15 protein-coding genes and 2 pseudogenes are annotated in these 19,496 nt (G+C 60.7%); 4 read left to right on the forward strand and 13 right to left on the reverse strand.

The genetic code is table 11. The annotated features are described in order from the left end of the window. Nucleotides 1-22 precede the first annotated feature (22 nt). Nucleotides 23-1,162 (reverse strand): ornithine cyclodeaminase family protein, encoded by a 1,140-nt coding sequence (locus ACEN8R_RS11890; RefSeq protein WP_018927864.1) that lies wholly within the window; start codon nt 1,160-1,162, stop codon nt 23-25. Nucleotides 1,163-1,347: 185 nt separating this feature from the next. On the opposite strand from ACEN8R_RS11890, the gene ACEN8R_RS11895 reads away from it, so the two are divergent. After that, nucleotides 1,348-2,175, forward strand: coding sequence for an AraC family transcriptional regulator (locus ACEN8R_RS11895; RefSeq protein WP_428635993.1), 828 nt, complete (start codon nt 1,348-1,350; stop codon nt 2,173-2,175). An 89-nt stretch (nt 2,176-2,264) separates the two neighbouring features. Here the strand turns inward: ACEN8R_RS11895 and ACEN8R_RS11900 are convergent, their stop codons facing one another. From ACEN8R_RS11900 to ACEN8R_RS11940, 9 genes are all read right to left on the reverse strand, one after another. Next, nucleotides 2,265-3,206 carry a helix-turn-helix domain-containing protein gene (locus tag ACEN8R_RS11900; protein WP_018927862.1) on the reverse strand — a complete coding sequence of 314 codons (942 nt, stop codon included), beginning with the start codon at nt 3,204-3,206 and terminating at the stop codon, nt 2,265-2,267. Nucleotides 3,207-3,281: 75 nt separating this feature from the next. Then, nucleotides 3,282-4,061 (reverse strand): 2-keto-4-pentenoate hydratase, encoded by a 780-nt coding sequence (locus ACEN8R_RS11905; RefSeq protein ID WP_495624900.1) that lies wholly within the window; start codon nt 4,059-4,061, stop codon nt 3,282-3,284. Beyond that, nucleotides 4,058-5,665 carry a bifunctional 3-(3-hydroxy-phenyl)propionate/3-hydroxycinnamic acid hydroxylase gene (locus ACEN8R_RS11910; RefSeq protein ID WP_028940844.1) on the reverse strand — a complete coding sequence of 536 codons (1,608 nt, stop codon included), beginning with the start codon at nt 5,663-5,665 and terminating at the stop codon, nt 4,058-4,060. Before ACEN8R_RS11910 ends, ACEN8R_RS11905 begins: the two co-directional genes overlap by 4 nt. A gap of 62 nt (nt 5,666-5,727) precedes the next feature. Further along, a complete protein-coding gene (locus ACEN8R_RS11915) occupies nt 5,728-6,330 on the reverse strand; it encodes an amino acid synthesis family protein (protein WP_018927859.1) in 603 nt (200 codons plus the stop codon). Nucleotides 6,331-6,340: 10 nt separating this feature from the next. Further along, a complete protein-coding gene (locus tag ACEN8R_RS11920) occupies nt 6,341-6,799 on the reverse strand; it encodes a VOC family protein (protein ID WP_018927858.1) in 459 nt (152 codons plus the stop codon). 11 nt (nt 6,800-6,810) lie between these two features. After that, entirely contained in the window at nt 6,811-7,851 is a 1,041-nt protein-coding gene (locus ACEN8R_RS11925) for a VPS10 domain-containing protein (protein WP_018927857.1), read from the reverse strand. A gap of 12 nt (nt 7,852-7,863) precedes the next feature. Then, the gene (locus tag ACEN8R_RS11930; protein ID WP_019578593.1) at nt 7,864-8,658 is read right to left on the reverse strand and encodes an SDR family NAD(P)-dependent oxidoreductase; all 795 of its coding nucleotides are present in this window, start codon (nt 8,656-8,658) and stop codon (nt 7,864-7,866) included. 26 nt (nt 8,659-8,684) lie between these two features. After that, on the reverse strand, nt 8,685-10,175 hold the full coding sequence (locus tag ACEN8R_RS11935; RefSeq protein ID WP_018927855.1) for an aldehyde dehydrogenase family protein: 1,491 nt from the start codon (nt 10,173-10,175) through the stop codon (nt 8,685-8,687). An 11-nt stretch (nt 10,176-10,186) separates the two neighbouring features. Next, complete coding sequence (locus tag ACEN8R_RS11940) at nt 10,187-11,728, reverse strand: acetolactate synthase large subunit (RefSeq protein ID WP_111454537.1); 1,542 nt, start codon at nt 11,726-11,728, stop codon at nt 10,187-10,189. 248 nt (nt 11,729-11,976) lie between these two features. On the opposite strand from ACEN8R_RS11940, the gene ACEN8R_RS11945 reads away from it, so the two are divergent. Beyond that, the gene (locus ACEN8R_RS11945) at nt 11,977-12,735 is read left to right on the forward strand and encodes an IclR family transcriptional regulator (RefSeq protein WP_018927853.1); all 759 of its coding nucleotides are present in this window, start codon (nt 11,977-11,979) and stop codon (nt 12,733-12,735) included. Between the two features lie 49 nt (nt 12,736-12,784). Here the strand turns inward: ACEN8R_RS11945 and ACEN8R_RS11950 are convergent, their stop codons facing one another. The 3 genes from ACEN8R_RS11950 to ACEN8R_RS11960 all read right to left on the reverse strand — a co-directional run bounded on the left by ACEN8R_RS11950 (nt 12,785) and on the right by ACEN8R_RS11960 (nt 17,085). Continuing rightward, nucleotides 12,785-14,110: an alginate export family protein gene (locus tag ACEN8R_RS11950; protein ID WP_018927852.1), complete on the reverse strand. Its 1,326-nt coding sequence runs from the start codon at nt 14,108-14,110 to the stop codon at nt 12,785-12,787. 3 nt (nt 14,111-14,113) lie between these two features. Next, nucleotides 14,114-15,547 carry an aldehyde dehydrogenase family protein gene (locus tag ACEN8R_RS11955; RefSeq protein ID WP_018927851.1) on the reverse strand — a complete coding sequence of 478 codons (1,434 nt, stop codon included), beginning with the start codon at nt 15,545-15,547 and terminating at the stop codon, nt 14,114-14,116. An 89-nt stretch (nt 15,548-15,636) separates the two neighbouring features. After that, nucleotides 15,637-17,085 (reverse strand): APC family permease, encoded by a 1,449-nt coding sequence (locus tag ACEN8R_RS11960; RefSeq protein ID WP_018927850.1) that lies wholly within the window; start codon nt 17,083-17,085, stop codon nt 15,637-15,639. 343 nt (nt 17,086-17,428) lie between these two features. On the opposite strand from ACEN8R_RS11960, the pseudogene ACEN8R_RS11965 reads away from it, so the two are divergent. Together ACEN8R_RS11965 and ACEN8R_RS11970 are read left to right on the forward strand one after the other, a co-directional pair. Continuing rightward, nucleotides 17,429-18,622, forward strand: a pseudogene (locus tag ACEN8R_RS11965) (PDC sensor domain-containing protein); the annotation flags it as partial. Nucleotides 18,623-18,940: 318 nt separating this feature from the next. Continuing rightward, nucleotides 18,941-19,480: pseudogene (locus ACEN8R_RS11970) on the forward strand (methyl-accepting chemotaxis protein); the annotation flags it as partial. Nucleotides 19,481-19,496: the final 16 nt, after the last annotated feature.

Below are 19,496 nucleotides of genomic sequence, written 5' to 3' on the forward strand. Positions count from 1 at the left end.
GTCAATATTAGTGATGGCTGGCTTAGCGCAGAACCGGGGTTTCCCACAGGTTCAAGGTGACGCCGATGCCTTTTTCGATGGCGTTGCGGTAAACCACCGTGCCCCAGGCCACGTCTTCCACGGGCATTCCGCCCACCGACATGATGATGATTTCTTCATCGTTCTTACGGCCTTGCGCGGCCCCGGCGATGATCTTGCCAATGTCCTCGACGTCTTCGAGCCGCATCTTGCCTTCGGCAATCATGTCCATGAAGCGCACGCCAATCACCGGCACGCAGTGATGCGCAGGCTTGGGCAGTTCTTCAAACCAGGCTTGGTAGAGACCGGTGTTGTCCAGCACCTTGCGTACGTCGCGCTGTTCCATCCCGTCGTCAAGGGAGCAGGATGCAGGCATCGCGAGGAAGGCACCTGGCTTGACCCACTCGCGCTTCACAATTGGGTAGGTTGTGGGATCACCCACCTCACCGGAGCTACAATAAGTAACAAGGTCGGAGTCACGAACCACCGCTTCAAGGGTGTCGACCACTTCGATCGTGGTGACCTGCGGATAGGTTTCCTTGACCCAGGCGATAAAGTTATCGAGGCTCTTCTGGCCACGCCCCTTGATCTTCAGTGTGTCGATATGCGGGCATACCGCGATGAATGCCGCCAGTGTGGTCTTGCCCATCACACCCGGGCCGAGCAGGCCGACGACTTTCGAGTCCTTGCGTGCCAGGTGGCGCGCGCCCACGCCGGGAATCGCACCGGTGCGGTACGCGGACAGCAGGTTGGCCGACATATGGGCCAGCGGTGCGCCGGTGTCGGGGTCGTTCAAGGTAAACATCAGAATCGAGCGCGGCAGGCCTTTTTCGCGGTTGGCGATATTGGAGCCGTACCATTTCACGCCTGCGGTGCAAAAGCTGCCGCCCAGGTAGGCAGGCATGGCCATCATGCGTCGGTCAGCCGTGGGCTTGGGCATGTTCGGGAAGGGTGAATCCTGCGGGAAGATCACCATCGCTCCATGGGAGTCATTGTTCGGACCGGCCATGCGATAGTCACCGGCATAGAGCAGGCCGAACATCTCCTCCATGGTGTTCACGCACGCCAGCATGTCAGTCACGCCCGCGCGGATCATGTCCTGCTCGGAGAGGTAGATGAAGTCGATTTTTGTATTTGTAGACATAGTTATTCTCGGGCTGAAGGTGATATCGCTGCGGTAGGCGCAGCTCCACGCTGTCGACCTCGAGTATCAGGGCGCGCTTTTCGGCGGTATTGTAAATTTCGGACATGCCCGATTGACCGGCGCGCAACAGTTGGCGTGATTAATGCGTGAAAACTTCCGTATCGCTGCTCATCGAAGGTGCAACCATGATCAAACAGTGCGCGCCGCCTCCCAGGCACCACACTGCGAACGAACAGCCCTGGTTCGTGCTCAACTCTTCACGGTATTCGGTCATGCCCTCCGAACACCCGGCGATTTCGCATTTCTATGCCTTCGATGTGGCTCAATCAGCCAACCTGCTGGCCGTGCCGGACGGTTGCGTGGATATTGTTTTCGACTGTGATGCAACACGCCCTACCGCCCGGATCTGTGGCACGCCGCTGGCTGCCCAAGCGGTCGAGTTACACCAGAACCATCACTACTTCGGCGTGCGCTTTTCACCGGGCGTCATTCCCGGATTTATCAATGTGCTGGCCGAGGAATTGACCGAACGGGAACTCGACCTGCTGGAGGTCTCGGGGTTCGCCCAGCGCATCTTCGAAAATATCGTTCAAGCACCGCTGCTGGGCGATCAGATGCGGCTGTTCAACGACTACCTCGCCCCCCGCCTGATGGGGAGAACGTCAGCACTCACGGCCATGGTCATTCAGCAGGCGCTGCGCCACCGCGGTGATATTCGTATTCAGCAACTGGAAGAGCTCAGCGGGTACACCAGTCGCACGCTGCACCGACAGTTCAGCCAGGACACCGGCATATCACCCAAGACCTTTTGCCGAATCATCCGCTGCCAGGCAGCTCTGGACACCCTCAATACCCAACACGATGTATCGTTTTCGGAGCTGGCCCTCGACCTGGGCTTTTCCGATCAATCGCACTTCCTGCGCGACTTCAAGAAATTGGTCAGTACAACGCCTTGCGACTATCAACGCAAAATGGTCCAAAACGCCTATAGCGACCGCATCAACTACGCCTGACCCGCCCTTTCAAAATTTCACGAGCGCTTGAATATCAGCCTGGAAAAGGAAATCGGGTGGGAGGACAGCGTCAGCCGCACATGAGGTCTTTAGCGCATAGCCCTGAGCGTTTCAGACGGTGACTCGCCGAACAATTGCCGGTAATGCGCGGCAAAGTGGCTCAGATGAAAAAAGCCCATCGCCATCGCGATCTCACTGATGTTGTGAGTGCAGGCAGAGGTTGTGATCAAGCGGCGTCGCACCGCGTTGAGGCGTAGATTGCGCAGGTATTCGACCGGACGCATTCCGGTCACTGCCTGAAAACTGTTCTGCAGGGTCCGGCGACTCACCCGCAGGTGCTCGCACAGGTCGAGAATGCTCAGTGGTGTATCACCACTGGCATCGATCAGCTCTTGGCAACGCTTCACCAGGTAAGCACTCACGGCGAAATTACCGCGACGACAACGTACCTCATCGGTGGCGTGGCTGAACAAATCGAGGAACGCGCCGAGCAGTTCTTCCTCCAGCATCTTCTCGGCGGTTGAGTTGATAGCGTCCGTCTGTTCCAAAAGGTGATGAAACAGCGGGTGGATACGCTGACGTATTCGCAACAGTAACGCATCATCCACGCTGAGTTGGGACGTGGTCTTCAGGCGCTTGAGCTGATCGTCAGACAATTCGAAGGCCGCCAGTTTGGCGAAGCGTACCGCGTCGATATTGAGCGCAAAGAAGTGCATGCCTTCAGGGGCGTGCAACACAAACTCCTCGCCGTCACGCAACAGTACCACGCTGTGAGTGCCCACCTGTTGCCCCTGCACCACCGGCGCGCAGCCTAACGACATGGCCGCGCACAGCCGACCTTTGGGCGCATAGCCGCGCTGTACCACGCGTTTGTCCAGCACTTCCTGGAAGATTTGAAAGCGGTCAGAGGACAGCTGCCGCAGCTCACTTGTCAGGCAGCCACGGCCGAGTTGGTCATACACTTGTCGCCAGCCCTGGATGGAGCCAGCGTGTTGTTGAGGGTCATTGAAGGTTCGAACTTCAGCAAGCATGGTCGTCGTTCCTCGGTGGCCCCGTTTGTTTATCGGCCTGAAAGGGACTCAGTCATCCGTGACGGCAGCTATCGTTCACACCGGGGCGGCGTCCGCCTTGAAAACCAAAGCCAGTTCCATGCCAAGCATGTGCAGGCAGTACGTGGCGGGCTGGATATTCATCGGCGGCAACAACGCCCCGGACAACACGACCTGCCCAGCCTCCACAGGTTGACCGTCGGCCAACAGACGCCGAATCAGCCAGCACAGATTGGCCAGCGGGCTGTCCTCCCGATCACGCGTATCACCGTTTCCGCAGAGCGCGCCGTCGCACTCCAGGCGATACGCTACGTTGACGTGGTGTACAGGATCGAACGGGATGCGCGGTCCGAGACAATAAAGCCCCGCCGCCGCGTTGTCGGCAAGAAAGGCGCCCACTCCGAAATCCCAGCCCTGCCAACGGCAGTCGGCGATCTCGAACGCGGGCGCTACGTCGCCGAAGGCGGCCAGAATATCCTCGTCACGGTAGTCCCCCGGCGCCAGGGTACGCCCGAGTACAAACGCCAATTCGATCTCCAGCTTGGGCTGGATCAACCGCGAGAACGCCACCGCCGTACCCGGCTCGACAATCATGGTATCCATCAGGCCGCCATACACCGGCTCGTCAAGGCCAAAGCGTTTTTGCGCGGCGCTGCCGGCGAAGGCGACCTTCCACCCGCTCAGTCGCTCGCCTGCGGCTTGTTGGTGATCCAGCGCCTGGCGTTGCAGCGCATAACCCGCAAGCCGATCTATCGCCTCGGGGGCCAGTGGCGCAATGGCTTGCACCGTGCGCGTTGCCTGATGTAGCCGATTAAGTAGCGCGTTGCCGCTGTTCATGACAGTTGCTCCGCCAGTTTGCGCAGCACACCTTCAAGCCTCTCTGGTGTGGTAATGGCGGCGACAAACCGGTCCGGACGCACCACTACGATGCAGTCACGCACCCTGGAGAACCATTCACCCAGGCGATTATCCACGTCCTCCACGCTGATGGCGTCCGAGGCCGTCAACGGCTGGCCACGTCCGATGCCACTGCGCGAACGATTGACCTGAATAAAACGCGTGTCCCAGCGCGCCCAATAAGCGGTCATTTCCTCGCTGAGTTGCTCGCGCGGGTTCACCCGATAACCCAGCACCGCATAGGAATTGCCAAGCACTTCGTCCAGGCGACGACGCTGCCCCTGGGCGTCTTCGATATGCGGCTGTACAAACAGCTGGCCGACCAGGTCGTCCTCGCGCAACTCGGCCCGTTCGTGATAGACCAAGCCCTTGGTGATGGTGGCCTTGGGTTTGAATTTGAACTCCAGCAGGTGCGAGCGCAGATTGTCGACACTGTTCACTGCCTGGAACAGCCAGTCGCGCACGCCGGCCATCAGCGGGTTGGTCATTCCCAGTACCGCGCCCATGTTGTCGGCCAGGGCTACCAGCTCGGTGGCATGCCCACGGCGCTCCTGGTCGTAGCTGGCGAGGATCGAGTGCGAGGCACGGCCCTGGATGATCGCCGCCAGTTTCCAGGCCACGTTGGCCACGTCCCTCAGCCCGGAATTGAGGCCCTGCCCGGCCCAGGGTGGAGAAATATGCGCGGCATCACCCACCAGCGCCACACGCCCTTCGACAAACCGCACCGCGACCCGGGAGTGGTGGGTATAGGCTCGGATGCGGATGATGTTCAACTGATCGACCGCGTTGCCGATATGCCCACGGATCAAGTCGCGAATGGTGCTTTCCTCACACATCCTCGCTTCATCTTCGCCCTCCAGGAGCATGAATTCCCAGCGGCGTTGCTGGTACGGCAGATAGATGCACACGAAGGGCCGCTCCGGGTCGGCATGCAGTGCGGTGTAGGGTGCATCTAGGGTGTCATTGGCCGTATCGACCACCACCCATTTGCGCGCATGTGTCAGCCCCGACAGCTCGATACCAAGCTTTTTACGCACCGTGGAGCGTCCGCCATCGGCGCCGATGACATAGTCAGCCCGCAGTTGATAAATCTCGCCTTGAGCATCGCGCACCTGCAATGTCACGCCCTGCCCGTCCTGCTCGAGTTCGAGCATTTCATGGCCTTGGCGCAACACAACGCTGGCACGCTGTCCCAGGGTTTCGCGCAACGTGCCTTCCAGCAACTGCTGCATGAAAATATTACGCATTGGCCAGCCGTAATGGGCGGTACTCGGCTTGACCTCGGCGAAGCACACACCGCGTGCATTGTAATAGCGCAGCGGTACATCGCAGATCATGTCGCGTACAGCGAGATCGGCGATGCCGATCCCCTGCAGCACGCGCAGTGCTTCATCATCCATGCCCACCGCGCGTGGGTAAGGCAGTACGCCGTCGGCAAGCTCAAGGACGACGCAGTCGATACCGTACATCCCCATATAGTGTGCGGCCGTGATCCCGTTAGGGCCGCCGCCGACAATGACAACTTGGGTCTTCTCCTGCTTCATCGCTATTCACCGCTTTCTTGTTGTGTTTTTAATCCGACGCCGCTAAAGCCATGCGCCTGAAATCAGTGCAGCCCATCAATACCTTTGACGTCTGCCGCCTGCAGACCGCCCAGCCGCGCATGCAAGCGCCCGCGCGTGGCGAAGGCCCAGATCACGATTACCTCATCCGGCGCGGGGCCGTCGCCAAACATCAGGGACATGCTGTCGTAATGGGAGCGTACATACAGTGCATCCTTGTGAGCCAACGGCACATCGATGGTTGAACCCGGGGCGCCCCGTTTGCCGGTGGACGGCACCCAGGATTTGCCCCCGCCCAGCGCCAGGCGCACCGGATCGGCAGCCGGGTTGGTCAGGAACGCATTGCCGTGTTCGTATTCGCCCTGGCTGCCCACCATGCAAGCTTTACCGTAGCTGACAATATCCCGCGAGCCGGCCAGCGCCTGAATGCGACGACCGAACTCTTCGCCCAGCAGCGGCGACGGTTCTACCAGCTCTGTCAGCGACTCGCTGTAGCGACCGGCATAGGGGTTGGCGATCACGGCGGCGACGGCATATTTGAACAGCGGCTCGCCATCGGCTAACTGGCCACTTTCGTTGGCCAGGGTTTCTTCGACAAAGCTGTACCACTTGCGGATGTGATACGAAGCAAAATTCGCGGTTTTCATCTGGGTTGCCTCAAAGTGGGTCTAGTGGGTCTAGATTGAAATGTCGGCTTGGCGCGCCAGCGGCCTTGAACCGGGCCTTGCCGCGCGCATCGTCGTGTTCGGTCTCAAGGAAAAATTCCATGCGATTACCGTCAGGGTCGTTGAAATACACACCATGGCCGATTTCGTGATCGGTGATCTTCACCACCTCGACGCCCTTGCCCAGCAACATGCCGTAGAGCTGGCGCAAGGTGGTCATGTCCCCGGCGATTTCCAATCCATAGTGTTGCAACCCCAACCCGCCCTGATGGGCGCCGGGCTCTGCACGAAGCAAGGCGATGTCGTGATGTTTGGTGCCAAACGCCATCATGACCCAGCTTTCGCCCCGGGCACTTTCATGCATGCCCAGGATGTCGGCGTACCAGCGTGCCGACACATCAGGATCACTTACCGAGAGCGATAAGTGAGTACGAAGGATTTCGACTTTCATCGCGTGATACCTCAGCTTTTTTTGACCACGGATTGATGCCCTGCCTTGATCTGCGCCACCGCGGGGGTCCAGAGCACGTCAGCGATCTCACTGAATTCGCGCCACTGTTTCTGCCAGCCATCACCGCCATTCCCGGAGGTGAACAAGTGCCCGTACTTGGTTCCCGCAACGATCTGTCGCGGATTTTCCGGGTTGAAGGCAATGGCCCAGACGCAGGAATTGGGTTGTTGCGGCAGGGGCAGCACTTCCCAGCTGAGCGCAGCATCACGGGACACCAGGATCTTGCTGGTGGTACCGGGCGTGCCATCGGAAATACTCAGGTACAGGTCGCTTTGCGTGCCCAACGGCGCGTTCATGGCGCGCATGTAGTACAGGCCGAACGCTTCTCGACCGATAATGCCAGTCCAGGTCAGCCCCTCATCCAGGCTGCGGTAGACGGCGTTGACGCAGACCACCACGATGACTTTCTGACCATGATTGGGCAGTACCAGAATGTTGTGGACATCCGAGTTGTAGTCCCACAGCAGCCGATCATCGACGCGCGTCCAGCTGTCGCCACCGTCACGGGAGTGGAATAACCCACCCTCTTCAAGGCCGAACCATAGCTGGTTGCGGTCGGTCGGGTCATAGGCGAAAGCCAGCAGCCGTGGGCGGCTGACTCCGTCGCAGAATTCCGGAATCTCCACCGGCGCACGATCCCAACTGAGACCACCGTCCAGCGTCCTCCACAGTACGGCGCGCGAAGGTGCACCGGTGCCGACGAAAATCCGTTGCGCGTCCTGCGGATCGACGGCGACTTTCCAGACCGTCTGCCCGTTGAACGGCGAATCGACCCGCTGCCAATGGCCGCCGGTGTCGCGGCTGACACACAAACCTACATCCGTGCCGGCGTAGATCACCTCAGGCTCGCCGGGGTGCACGCTCAAGGATCGAGTGATCGCGTCGAACTCCAGATCCTGGCCCAGGCCCAGGCGATGCCAGGTCCGCCCCTCGTCGGCGCTGCGGATCACCGCCTGCCCTACCGTGGCCACTAACAGGGTTCCGTTACTCATCGCTGGTGCTCCTCAGATGTAGATACCGCGGGTCAAACCGCCGTCGATGCCGATGGATTCTCCGGTCACCGCGCCAGCCTTCGGCGACGCCAGGAAACCAATCAGCCAGCCCATTTCAATCGGTGCCAGGGTGCGGCGAATCGGCGTCGCGTCGATGTAGGCCTGCTCAACCTGTTCCGAGGTCTTGCCTTGCTTGACCGCTTCGCGCTCGTACAACTCCTGGATGTGCGGGGTATCCACCACGCCGGGATGGATCAGGTTGACCGTGATGCCCGAAGGGCCCAACTGGTCGGAGAGGGTTTTGGTCATGTGGGCGATCGCCAGGTTGCGCATCCCCGAGAGGACTTTGCTGCTGCGCCCAGTGAGGCCGCCGATGTTGATGATGCGACCGAAACCGCCGGCCTTCATGTGCGGGGTCACTGCCTTGGCGCAACGGAAGTAGCCGATCACCTTGGTGTTGAGATCCGACAGCAACTCGTCGTCGCCGGCATGTTCGATGTCATTGCGCACCACGCCGGACGGCGCTGCGGCACCGTTGACCAGGATGTCGATGCGGCCGAAGTGTTTGTGCGCGGCTTCGACCATGTCAGACACGGCCGACATCTGATTGGTGTCGCAGTACAGCGGCAGCACTTCGTTGCCGGTCTGAGCCGTGATCTCTTCGGCAGCCTGTTGGAGAAACTCCATGCGGCGTGCGCAGATCACCACCTTGCAGCCCTCTTCGGACAGAAAACGTGCGACTTCCTTGCCGATACCCATACCGCCGCCGGTGACGATGGCCACGCGGCCTTTCAATTCCAGATCCATAGCATTTCCTCTTGTGATTATTCGGTTCAGGCGAGATCGACGAAGACGCTCTTGGTCTCGGTGTAGGCATCGATCACGTTTTTACCCATTTCCCGGCCCCAGCCAGATTGCTTGTAGCCGCCGAACGGCGAAGCCGCGTCGACCACGTTCCAGCAGTTGATCCACACCGAGCCCGCCTTGAGCTGCGCCGCCACGCGGTGCGCCGAGCGCAAGTCGCGGGTCCACAGGCCTGCTGCGAGGCCATAAGGCGAATCGTTGGCGCGCAGCACCAGGTCGTCGATTTCGGTCCAGCTCATGACGGTCAGCACCGGACCGAATATCTCTTCGCGGGCGACACAGGCACGTTCGGCGCGATCAAGGAACACGCTGGGCGCAATGAAGTGGCCGCGCTCCAGGTGGGCGGGACGGCCGCCACCGCAGATCAGTTCGGCGCCCTCCTCCTGACCACGTTGCAGGTAGCCTTTGACCGTGCTCAATTGGCGGCCCGACACGAGTGGGCCCATGCTGGTGGCCGGGTCCAAACCATTACCGAGCACGTGGGCGGTGGCATGCCGCTCAAGTTCTTCGAGCACCTGATCGAGCACACTGGCGTGTACGTATAAACGTGAGGCAGCCGTGCACACCTGGCCCTGGTTGTAGAAGATGCCATCGGCGGCACCTTTGGCGGCGCGCACGATATCGGCGTCTGGCAAGATGATGTTCGGCGACTTGCCGCCCAATTCCAGCGAGACCTTTTTCATGTTGCTGGTGGCCGCCTGAGCGATCAGCCGACCGACCTGGGTCGAGCCGGTAAAGGCAATTTTGTCCACGTCGGGATGCTGCGCCAGCGGTCCGCCCGTTTCCGCGCCAAGACCGGTGATCAGGTTGACCACCCCCGCTGGAAACCCGGCGGCCTCGATCAACTGCACCAGTCGAATCGCAACCAGCGGCGTTTGCTCGGCGGGCTTGAGCACCGCGACACAACCTGTCGCCAGCGCCGGGCCAAGCTTCCACACGCACATGTTCAACGGGAAGTTCCACGGTACGATCAGCGCGCACACACCCACCGGTTCACGCAAGGTGTAGTTGAGCATCGGCGCACCGCTGGCCGGCGATACAGGCAGCGTGCTGCCTTCGATCTTGGTCGGCCAGCCAGCGAAGTAGCGAATGATGGTCGCCGCGCTGGCCGCTTCCCCTCGAGCGGCTGAGATGGGTTTGCCGTTCTCCAGCGTGATCAACTGCGCCAGCTCCTCGCGGTGCTGATCCAACAGGTCCGCCAGTCGAAACAGCAGCAGACCGCGCTGGGCGGGAGACTGCAGCGCCCAGGCGCCGTTGAACGCTGCGCGGGCTGCCGCAACGGCCGCATCTACGTCACTCGCGTCACCTTGGGCCACTTCCGTCAGGGTTTCTTCAGTTGCCGGGTTTTCCACGGCAAACCGTCGGCCAGCGGCGGCGTCCTGCCAACTGCCACCGATAAACAGGCGGCCAGGCTGGGACAGAAAATGTTGCACAGCAGGTAGCACTTCGAACTGTTTCATCATCGACTCCTTCACAGCGCCATTTCGATCAGGCAAGGACCACCGTCGGCATTGGCATTGGCCAGCGCCTGTTGCAGTTCGGCATTGGTGTGCACCGTGCAGGCCGGCACACCGTAGCCCTTGGCCAGCGCTTTCCAGTCAATCCGCGGGCTATCGAGCACCGTCAGGCGCAGGGCTTCGGGGCCCATTTCAGTCATGCCGAAGCGGCGCAGTTCGTTCTGCAAAATGGCGTAGCGATGGTTGGCGGCAATCAGGATCACCACCGGCACCTGCTCACGGGCGATGCTCCACAGGGTTTGGATGGTGTACTGGGCACTGCCGTCGGATTGCAGGCAGAACACGCGATTGCCCCGCTCCGCCAAGGCGGCGCCGAACCCCACCGGAATGCCCTGGCCGATCGCGCCACCGGTATTGGTCAACACCCGGTGCCGCGCGGCGCTAGCAGAGGCGGTGAAAAACGGATAGCCACAAGTGCCGCCTTCCACGGAGACAATGCTGTCGTCCGGCAGCGATGCGGCTAAAACCTGGCCGATGGACTGAGGTGTGAGCTCGGCATGGCCTGGCGGCAGTTCGATGCCCATCGGTGTCGGCACGTAGGCCGGTGCATTGAGGGCATCGGCCAGCGCCGTCAGCGCGCCGGCTACATCGTCACCGACATCGGCCAGCGTCAGCAGACGCTCACGCTCGGCGAGGCGCGACGGGATGCCTTCGTAGCCAAAATAACTGATGGGCTCCGGCACCCCGGCACACACGACCTGGTCGTACTGCTCGAGGATTTCAATGGCCACTTCCGGGAAGTACGGCAGGCGATCCAGATCCGGCAAACCACCACCACGGTAGCTGAGCCGTGGAAAGGTCTCGGCAAACAGGCGCACGCCAGGCAGTTGGGCCAGGCGCCCCGCTGCTTCCAGACCGGCAACCGACAACCCCTCATCCCCGACAATAAACACCAGGCGCTGCCCGTCACGCAGTGCCTGTGCCACCGTCTCGACCCGGTCACCGGCAAACCGGCGAATCGGCGCCCGCATCGGAGCGAACACGCCGTTGTGCGTCACTGCGCTGGCTTGCAGGTCCATGGGCAGAATCAGGCTGGCGATCTGCCCTTTGGCCTGCCAGGCCGACCGCACCGCTTCCTGCAAATCTTCGCCGATACCCGACGCCGTGCGCGAGGTGCGCACCCAACCGGAGACAGTCCCGGCCAAGGCCTGGATGTCACTGGCCAGGGGCGGATCGTAGTTGACATGCCATGACGCGTGATCACCGATCACGTTGACGATAGGGGTATTGGCACGACGCGCGTTGTGCAGGTTGGCGATGCCATTGGCAAACCCGGGGCCCAGGTGCGTCAGGGTCATCGCCGGCTTGCCGGCAATCCGGCCATACCCATCCGCCGCCCCCGTGCACACCCCTTCGAACAACGACAACACCGGCTTCAGTGCTGGTGCGCTGGCCATGGCCGCCACCAATGGAATTTCGGTGGTTCCGGGGTTGGCGAAGCAGTATTCGATACCGCTTGCCGCTGCCGCATTCACTATCAGTTGCGCACCATTCATTTTCAGCCCTCTTGCTTGAGCATTTGCAGTGATGAGATTTATCACACACAAATACTCAACCAACAAGCATTAAATTCGTATTTGTCTCGTTTTGTGAGATTTATGCGATTTTATTTGCACCAGAAAGACTGCCGAGATTGCGTTTTTCTCTCACTGAGGTAGTGTTGCGCCAGCGCTTGGCGCTTCTGCGGGATGTCTGGTCTACGCCGGAACGAAGCACGCGCCCTCCCCCCGTCTTTAGGAACAAAATGAGTAGCCTGAGCAAATTGCTGAGTGTCCTGGACCTGTTCGGTCCACAGACATTGAAAATCGACCCCGACACCATTGCCGAGCGCATGGGCCTGTCACGTGCGACCGTGTACCGCTACGTCAAGGATTTGTGCGACGCCGGCCTGCTGACCCGCGTGGACGCCGGCAGTTATGGCTTGGGACCGCGAGTCATCGAACTGGACTGGATGATGCGTCAGTACGACCCTATCCTCGTTGCCGGGCGCGAGTTGATGCACGAGCTGTCCGCGCAAACCGGCCTGGCCGTGTTTGCGAGCGTCTTTTATGACGGTCGCATCATCAACACCTACATCGCCGAACCCACCGACACCTACCACTTTGCGTTCGGGCGCGGGCAACCGCTGCCGTTCTTTCGCGGCGCGCAATCCAAGGTGTTGATCGCCTTTCAGAAAGGTCGCCGTTTGCAACGCTTGTTCGACGAGCATATGGCCAACGACCCGGACTGCCCTTATGACTGGTCAAGCTTCTCCAAGGCCGCGAAAAAGATTCGCAAGGACGGTTACTGCCTCACCCATGATGAACTCAACCTGGGCTTGACCGGCATCGCCGCGCCGATCATCCAGACGGACATCGACGAAGTGGTTGGCAGCCTGTCCGCCGTCGGCAGCACGCAGAGCTTCAAGCTGCTGCGCCAGGAAACCGTGATCGAAATGGTCATGGATACCACTCGGCGCATCGCCGAAAACATGCGTAATCAGTCGAACACCACCACGCCCTAGCCTATGGACAAGCCGCCGGTCCCTTACCAGGGACGCGGCGGATGTGCGGTCAGAACGGAACAGCCACCGTCAATTGGCTGTACAGGTTGGTGCCATTGCCGCCGACTTGATTGCCACCCGTGGTTGAGTCCTGATCGGGTTTGTAGAGGCCAATCAGCGGGGTAATGATCAAGTGCGGGTTGGCTGCCCATTCGGCGTAGATATCCAGCTCACGGGCATTGAGGTTCAGCGCGTTGTTTTTACGCACCGTGTCGAAATCGAAGTACAGCGCGCCCAAGGTCAGGTTTTCCAGCGGAGTGGCCTTCAGACCGACGTGCTGAATGCTGGTATTGCTGTTGAACGGCCCGGCGTAGTTTCCGGCGACTTCGCCCTGGAACCAGGTGCCGTAGCCCATGCTCAAGCCAGTGAACAGCGGATCCCATTTCTGTGAATAGCGGGTATAGCGATAGGTCACCTTGGGCGCCCAGGCGGTATCGGCGAAGGTGTAGCCCGCTTCGCCGTACCAGGCTTTCTCAGGCCCGGCGTCCTTGTCCTGCCAGGCGTATTCGAACGCCAGGCTGACGTTCTCGATGCCCGCATCGCCTTCACCGCGAACGCTGTAGACGTTCATGCCTTTGCGCTGGCGTTGAACGTCGGTGGCCCATTGATCGCTCACGTCGATGCCGTGTACCCAGGTCAATCCGATCGTACCCGGCTGGGTGGTGTAATCCAGCGTGCCGGCGGCCAGTTCGGTTTCGGCCTGGACGCGGTTGTCGGATTTGAGCCACACCAGACTGCCGTGCAGGCCATCTTGCCCACCCAGGCGCAACAGCGCGGTTTGATCGAACGCATGCCGTGCAGCCAGGTAATAAGCGCCCCCACGGTTCATAGTGCCATTGGCCGGACCCTCGCCCAGGTTCAGTCCGTCATCGTTGATCAGGAACCCTCGGCCCAGCTTGACCACCTGGCGCCCGCCGGAAATATCAACCCCGTCCTTGCCTAACGCAGGGAACAGGTCGCCGGAGCGCCAGCCCAGGTAGGCGTCTTCGATCTTTGTTGTGCGCTCGGTTCCCAGGGAATTGCCGCCTGGGTCGCCGTCGCCCCAGGTGGCGGAACTGACCAAGGCGAATGCCCCATACGCGGTGCCATTGCCCGCCAGGGACTGGTCGCCATTCAAGCCGTACTTGATGAAGCCTTCGCGCCAGGTAGATCCACCGGGTGTGCCGTCGTAGTTCTTGCGACTGTTGAACTGGCCGAACACGGCGGTCATGTCTGCGTTGAGGTGACGGCTCTCATCACTGTACAACTCATAGGCCTGGGCCTGATTGATGGCGCATAGCACCAATGTGCACACAAGCGTGCTACCAAACACGGGATGGCGTGATGGATTGCGCATGGCTCAAGCTCCTTGTGGTGCGCCTTTAAAAGGGCGGACAAACAGCAGTTGCTGGCCAGTGAACTCCAGCAGCCCCTCAAGGCCGAACTCGACGCCAAACCCGGACATCTTGCTGCCGCCAAACGGTGTGTTCGGCTGAATCTGCGCGTGGCAATTGACCCAGGCAACGCCGCTTTCCAGGCGGCTGGCCAGTGCCTGGGCCTGCTCGACATCCGGCCCCCAGACCGATCCGCCCAGCCCCATGTCGCCGGCATTGGCGCGCCGCAGTACATCCTCGACATCCCGGTACGCGATCAAAGGCAACACAGGACCGAACTGTTCCTCGTCGACCAGACGCTGGCCATCTGTCACGTCCGCGACCAGGGTGGGTGGATAAAAGAAGCCGGGGCGATCCAGACGCGCGCCGCCGCACAGCACGCGTGCGCCTTGTGCCCGCGCGTCAGCGACCAGCGCGTCGACAAGCTCCAATTGCTCAAGGTTTTGCACCGGTCCAAAGGTGACGCCAGCTTCCAGGCCATCGCCCACCACTTGGCGCGTCGCAATCAGGGTCAGCGCATCAGCAAAGGCCTGGTACTGCGATTCGTGGATATACAGGCGCTTGAGGGCCGCGCAGGTCTGGCCCATGTTGAGAAACGCCGCCTGGAAAATCTCCTCGACCACCGCCTCAACCGGCGTACCGGGCAGAACGATTGCCGCGTCGTTACCACCCAGCTCCAGCGTCAGGCGCTTGAGGTTGTTGGCGGCGCCGCGCATGACGCTTTGTCCGGTGGCGGTCGAGCCGGTGAACACAATCTTCTGAATGCCGGTGTGCGAAGTGATTGCGCTGCCGAAACCTTGCTCACCCGTCAGGCAATTGATCACGCCGTGAGGCACATGGCGGGCGATGATCTCCACCAGGCGCAAGGTGCTCAGCGGGGTCAGGCTCGACGGTTTGCTGATCACACAGTTACCGGCTCGCAGCGCCGGCATGATGTGCCAGACGGCGATCATGAACGGCCAGTTCCACGGCGTAATCGACGCCACCACACCCAAAGGCTTGCGATGCAACTCGATCCGCTGGGTGGGGGTTTCCTCCACCAGCTCCACGGCAATCTCCTGCCCGGCCGCATAGCGGGTCCAGGCGGCGGACCCCATGACTTCGGAAAACGCCAGTTCCAGTGGTTTACCTTGTTCCAGCACAATCAGTCGGGCCAGTGACTCTGCCTCCCGCTCGATATCCGCCGCAACCGCCAACAGGCGCTCGCAACGGTCTGCGTGGGTGCTGTGCCGCCAGCTTTTGAACGCCGCTTGTGCAGCGTCGACCGCCTGGTCGAGTTGCGCCAGCGAGCCGGCGGGGCATTGGGCGAATGCAGCACCGGTGGCCGGGTTGATCACATCAAACTGGCCCTGTTCACCGGCGACCTGAACGCCATTGATGAGCATCTTGTAGTTGTGCATTTGAAACCTTCCTTTCACACACTGACGAGCCATGCCGGGCAACGGCAGGCTGGAATTGTCTGGTTAGTCGAGCAGTAACGAGTGCGGCCTTAAAGCTTGTGGCTGCCCAAGGCAAGAAACCGTTGCGGGGAGATCTTTCGCAAGCGCGCGGCGAGCATGACGCCGATGATCAGGGCCGCGGGAATGATGGCGCAGAGTCCGTAGGACAATAGCTGGCTGGCCCCGGTCAACACGTCGAAATGCACCACCGCCAGCCCCAGCACGAGCACCAATGCCAGGGAGGAGAAAACAGGCAGGATGCGCCCGCGCCATATCCCGACGTTAAGCTCGGGATGACGCTGAAAGTAGACGCAGACCGCTACCGACGTCAGCGCCATCAGTAAAATGACGCAGAGGGTGGCGAGGTTGGAGAACCAGGCGAACAGTTGCAGGATCGGGTCCGCATCCAACGCAGCGAAAATCAGTACCACCACAGCAGCAATCAGGCTCTGCAACACCGAACCCATATGGGGGCTCTGATGCACGCGGTGAGTGGTGCCCAACAGACTGTGCAACAGGCCATCACGGCCGATCGCGTAAAAATAACGCGCGGCGGCGTTATGAAAAGCCAGGAGGCCGGCATAGATACTCACCATGAACAGCACCCGGATAATCTGAGTCAGCCAGGGGCCGACAAAGTGATCGGACATGCCGTAGATAAACGTCGTGGGATCCTGCAAGGCCTGCAGCATCGGCACGATCTTGTCCGCGCCCACGCCCACCACCATTGACCATACCGACAGCGCGTAGAACCCACCGATCAGCAACACCGAACTGTAGGTGGCAATCGGGATAGTACGCTGCGGGTTCTTGGCCTCTTCGCCGTAAATAGTCGTCGCCTCAAAGCCGATGAATGCCGCAAAACAAAACAGCAGGCCGATGGACGGGGTACCGCCGAGCACATGGGTGCGGTCGAACGCATCAAGGTTGATGCCGCTGTCGCCGCCGGATTTGAGGATGGCAAAATCCAGGATCAGGATCGCCAGGTACTCGGCGATTACCACCACCGACAGCACCCGCGCAGAAAGGTCGATCTTGCGATAGCCCAGAATCGCAATGCTCGCCATCGCCATCAGCGAGTAGGACCACCACGGCAACACCAGCCCAAATACACTTTCCATGGTGCCACTGACGACCCCACCGAACATGCCATACAACCCGACCTGAAGAATGTTATAGGCAAACATCGCCAACACCCCGGCCGCGCCGCCTGCCAGGCCACCCAAACCACGTGAGGTGAACGCATAAAAACCGCCGGCATTGGTCAGGTGCCGGGACATGGTGGTGTAACCCACCGAGAACGCGAGCAGCACCAGCAACGCCAGGATCAGCAATGCCGGAGTACCGGCACCGTTACCCAGCATGATGCCAATCGGGAAGCCACCGGCGATCACACTTAAAGGACTCGCCGCCGACACCACGAAGAAGATGATGAACCCGACGCCCAGGGCGCCACGCTTGAGCTCCGTGGAGCTGTTGATCGAGATAGGTACACTCATGTTGTTGACCTTATTGTATGAGGCAGTCGCTGTTGGGGTGGCCCGATTGAATTCCATCGGCACCAATTAGCGTTTTGTTTTAGTTGCGCGCTGAACTCGATCCTATGCCCGCCCCTGAACCGCTCGCTATCCCAAATCGGTAGCATCCGAGGCGCCGCCCCAAAACAGGTCGATGCGGCACCCGCAATCCGGCAGTCCTTGCCGATTCGGGATAACCGGCTGGCCGTTCCCTCCCGCATGCTAGCGTCACCCGCTCTATACCCAGATGCCGGCACCGATAATAAAAGCGAGGGCCTGGTCCACAGCCCATCGCAGCCAAAGCCCTCTGCAGGAAGTCCCAGTCATGCGTTTAGCTCATCTCACTATCCAATGGCGGATCACACTCCTGAGCGGACTGTGCCTGCTGGCTGTCGTCGGCGCGCTGGTAGGCACCTCGGTGTACCAGAACCAACAAAGTGCAAAATTGCTGAAGGAGCAGAGCAGTCACCTGCTCGGGCAAGCCGCCGTGGAGCGCTTGCAAGCCCAGGCCGCTGCCCATGGCCAACAGGTCGAACGCTTTTTCAACGAAACGGCGCTGTATAGCGAAGGGTTCGCGCAACAGGTTCTGCAACTGCGCGATCAAACGCTCAATGGACGCCTCACGGCTGGGCAATTGCGCGAAGCGCTGATCAGCGTGACCCGTCAGACACTGCTCAACCGCGAAAAAGTGCTCGGCCTGTACGTCATCCTTCTGCCTGACGCGTTGGCGGGCGCAGACGCTAATTTCGTCGGGCAACGTGCACTGGCGAGCAACGAAAAAGGTCGTTTTGCGCTGTATTGGTCACAGAGCCAGCCGGGACAATTGGTCCAGGATGTGCTCACCGAGGCGCAAATCTTCACCAACACAGCGCCCCCCGGCAGCGAACCGACAAACGTCTGGTACACCTGCCCTCAAGCTCAAAGGCGCACGTGCGTGGTGGAGCCCTACACCAGTGAGGTGGAAGGCCAGAAAGTCCTGATGAGCAGCATTTCTGTCCCTCTGATCGCCAACGGCAAGATCCTCGGCGTGGTCGGCATGGACATTGGCCTCGACACGCTGCAAAAGCTGGCTGCCGACCTCGGCCAGGACCTGTATCAAGGCAACAGCGAAGTGGCCATTGTGTCGGCCTCCGGCCAGGTGGCAGGACGCAGCGGCGAAGTCTCCGGGACCACCCTCGATATACGCCAGGCTCTGCAACCCGTGGCAGGCAATCCACTCTGGCAACTGGAGATCAAGGTTCCCCAAGCCCTGGTGCAGGCACCCGCCCGGCAAATGCAAAGCGAACTGGACGACAAAAGCCGCCAGGCCAACTGGCTCAACCTTTGCCTGGGGGTATTGGCCAGTTGCCTCGGCATGTTGCTGATCTGGCTGGCCGCCTACGGGGTGACACGCCCGCTGCTGAAGGTGGCAGGCCTGCTTGATGCCATCGTCGATGGCGATGGTGACCTTACCCAACGCCTGCCCGCCGGGCGACGCGACGAATTGGGCCAATTAGCCAATGGGTTCAACCGTTTTCTGGACAAGTTGCAGCCAATTATTCGCGACATTCAAACCGCCTCCCTGGATACCCGCAACAGCGCCAATACCTCGTCGGGGATTGCCCGGGAAGTCAGCGCAGGGATGCAACGCCAGTACCGCGAAGTGGAGCTGGCCGCGACCGCGCTGCACGAAATGAGTGCCAGTGCCCAGCAAGTGGCGCGCCATTCCCACGGTGCCGCCGACGCAGCGACAGCCGCCGAAAGCGCGAGCCGATCAGGTCAAGCGGTGTTCTCCATCGCCGAAAGCAGCATCGAAAGCCTCGATCAGCGTCTGGACACCACCCTTAAGCAAGTGCATGCCCTCGCCGATAGCAGCACCCAGATTGGCCAGGTGCTGGACGTCATCAGCACCATCGCGCAGCAGACCAACTTGCTGGCGTTGAATGCGGCCATCGAAGCGGCCAGAGCGGGCGAACAGGGGCGCGGCTTCGCGGTGGTAGCCGATGAAGTCAGGCACCTGGCCAGCAACACCCAGAGCTCGGTCGAACAGGTCCGCACGGTGATAGAAATGTTGCAGCAGTTGAGCCAGGAGGTGGTGCACAGTACCCAGCTGAGCCGCGAGCAAGCCGGCAACAGCGTGATCCAGGTGCAACAGACCCGTGCGGCGCTGGAGAATATTTCCCAGGCCGTGGATGTGATCGAGCAGATGAATCAGCAGATCGCCAGCGCAGCCCTGGAGCAAAGCACGGTCGTGGAAGATATCAACCATCGGGTCAGTGGCATTCGCAGCATCAGCGAAACACTGACCAAACGGATGAGCGATGCCTCAACGGCCAGTGACTCACTCCATGAAATGGCCAACCATCAACAGCAGCTTGTCGGCCATTTTCGAGTGTAAAGGGGCACGGCAGGCT

Source organism: Pseudomonas sp. Pseusp15, assembly GCF_059492165.1.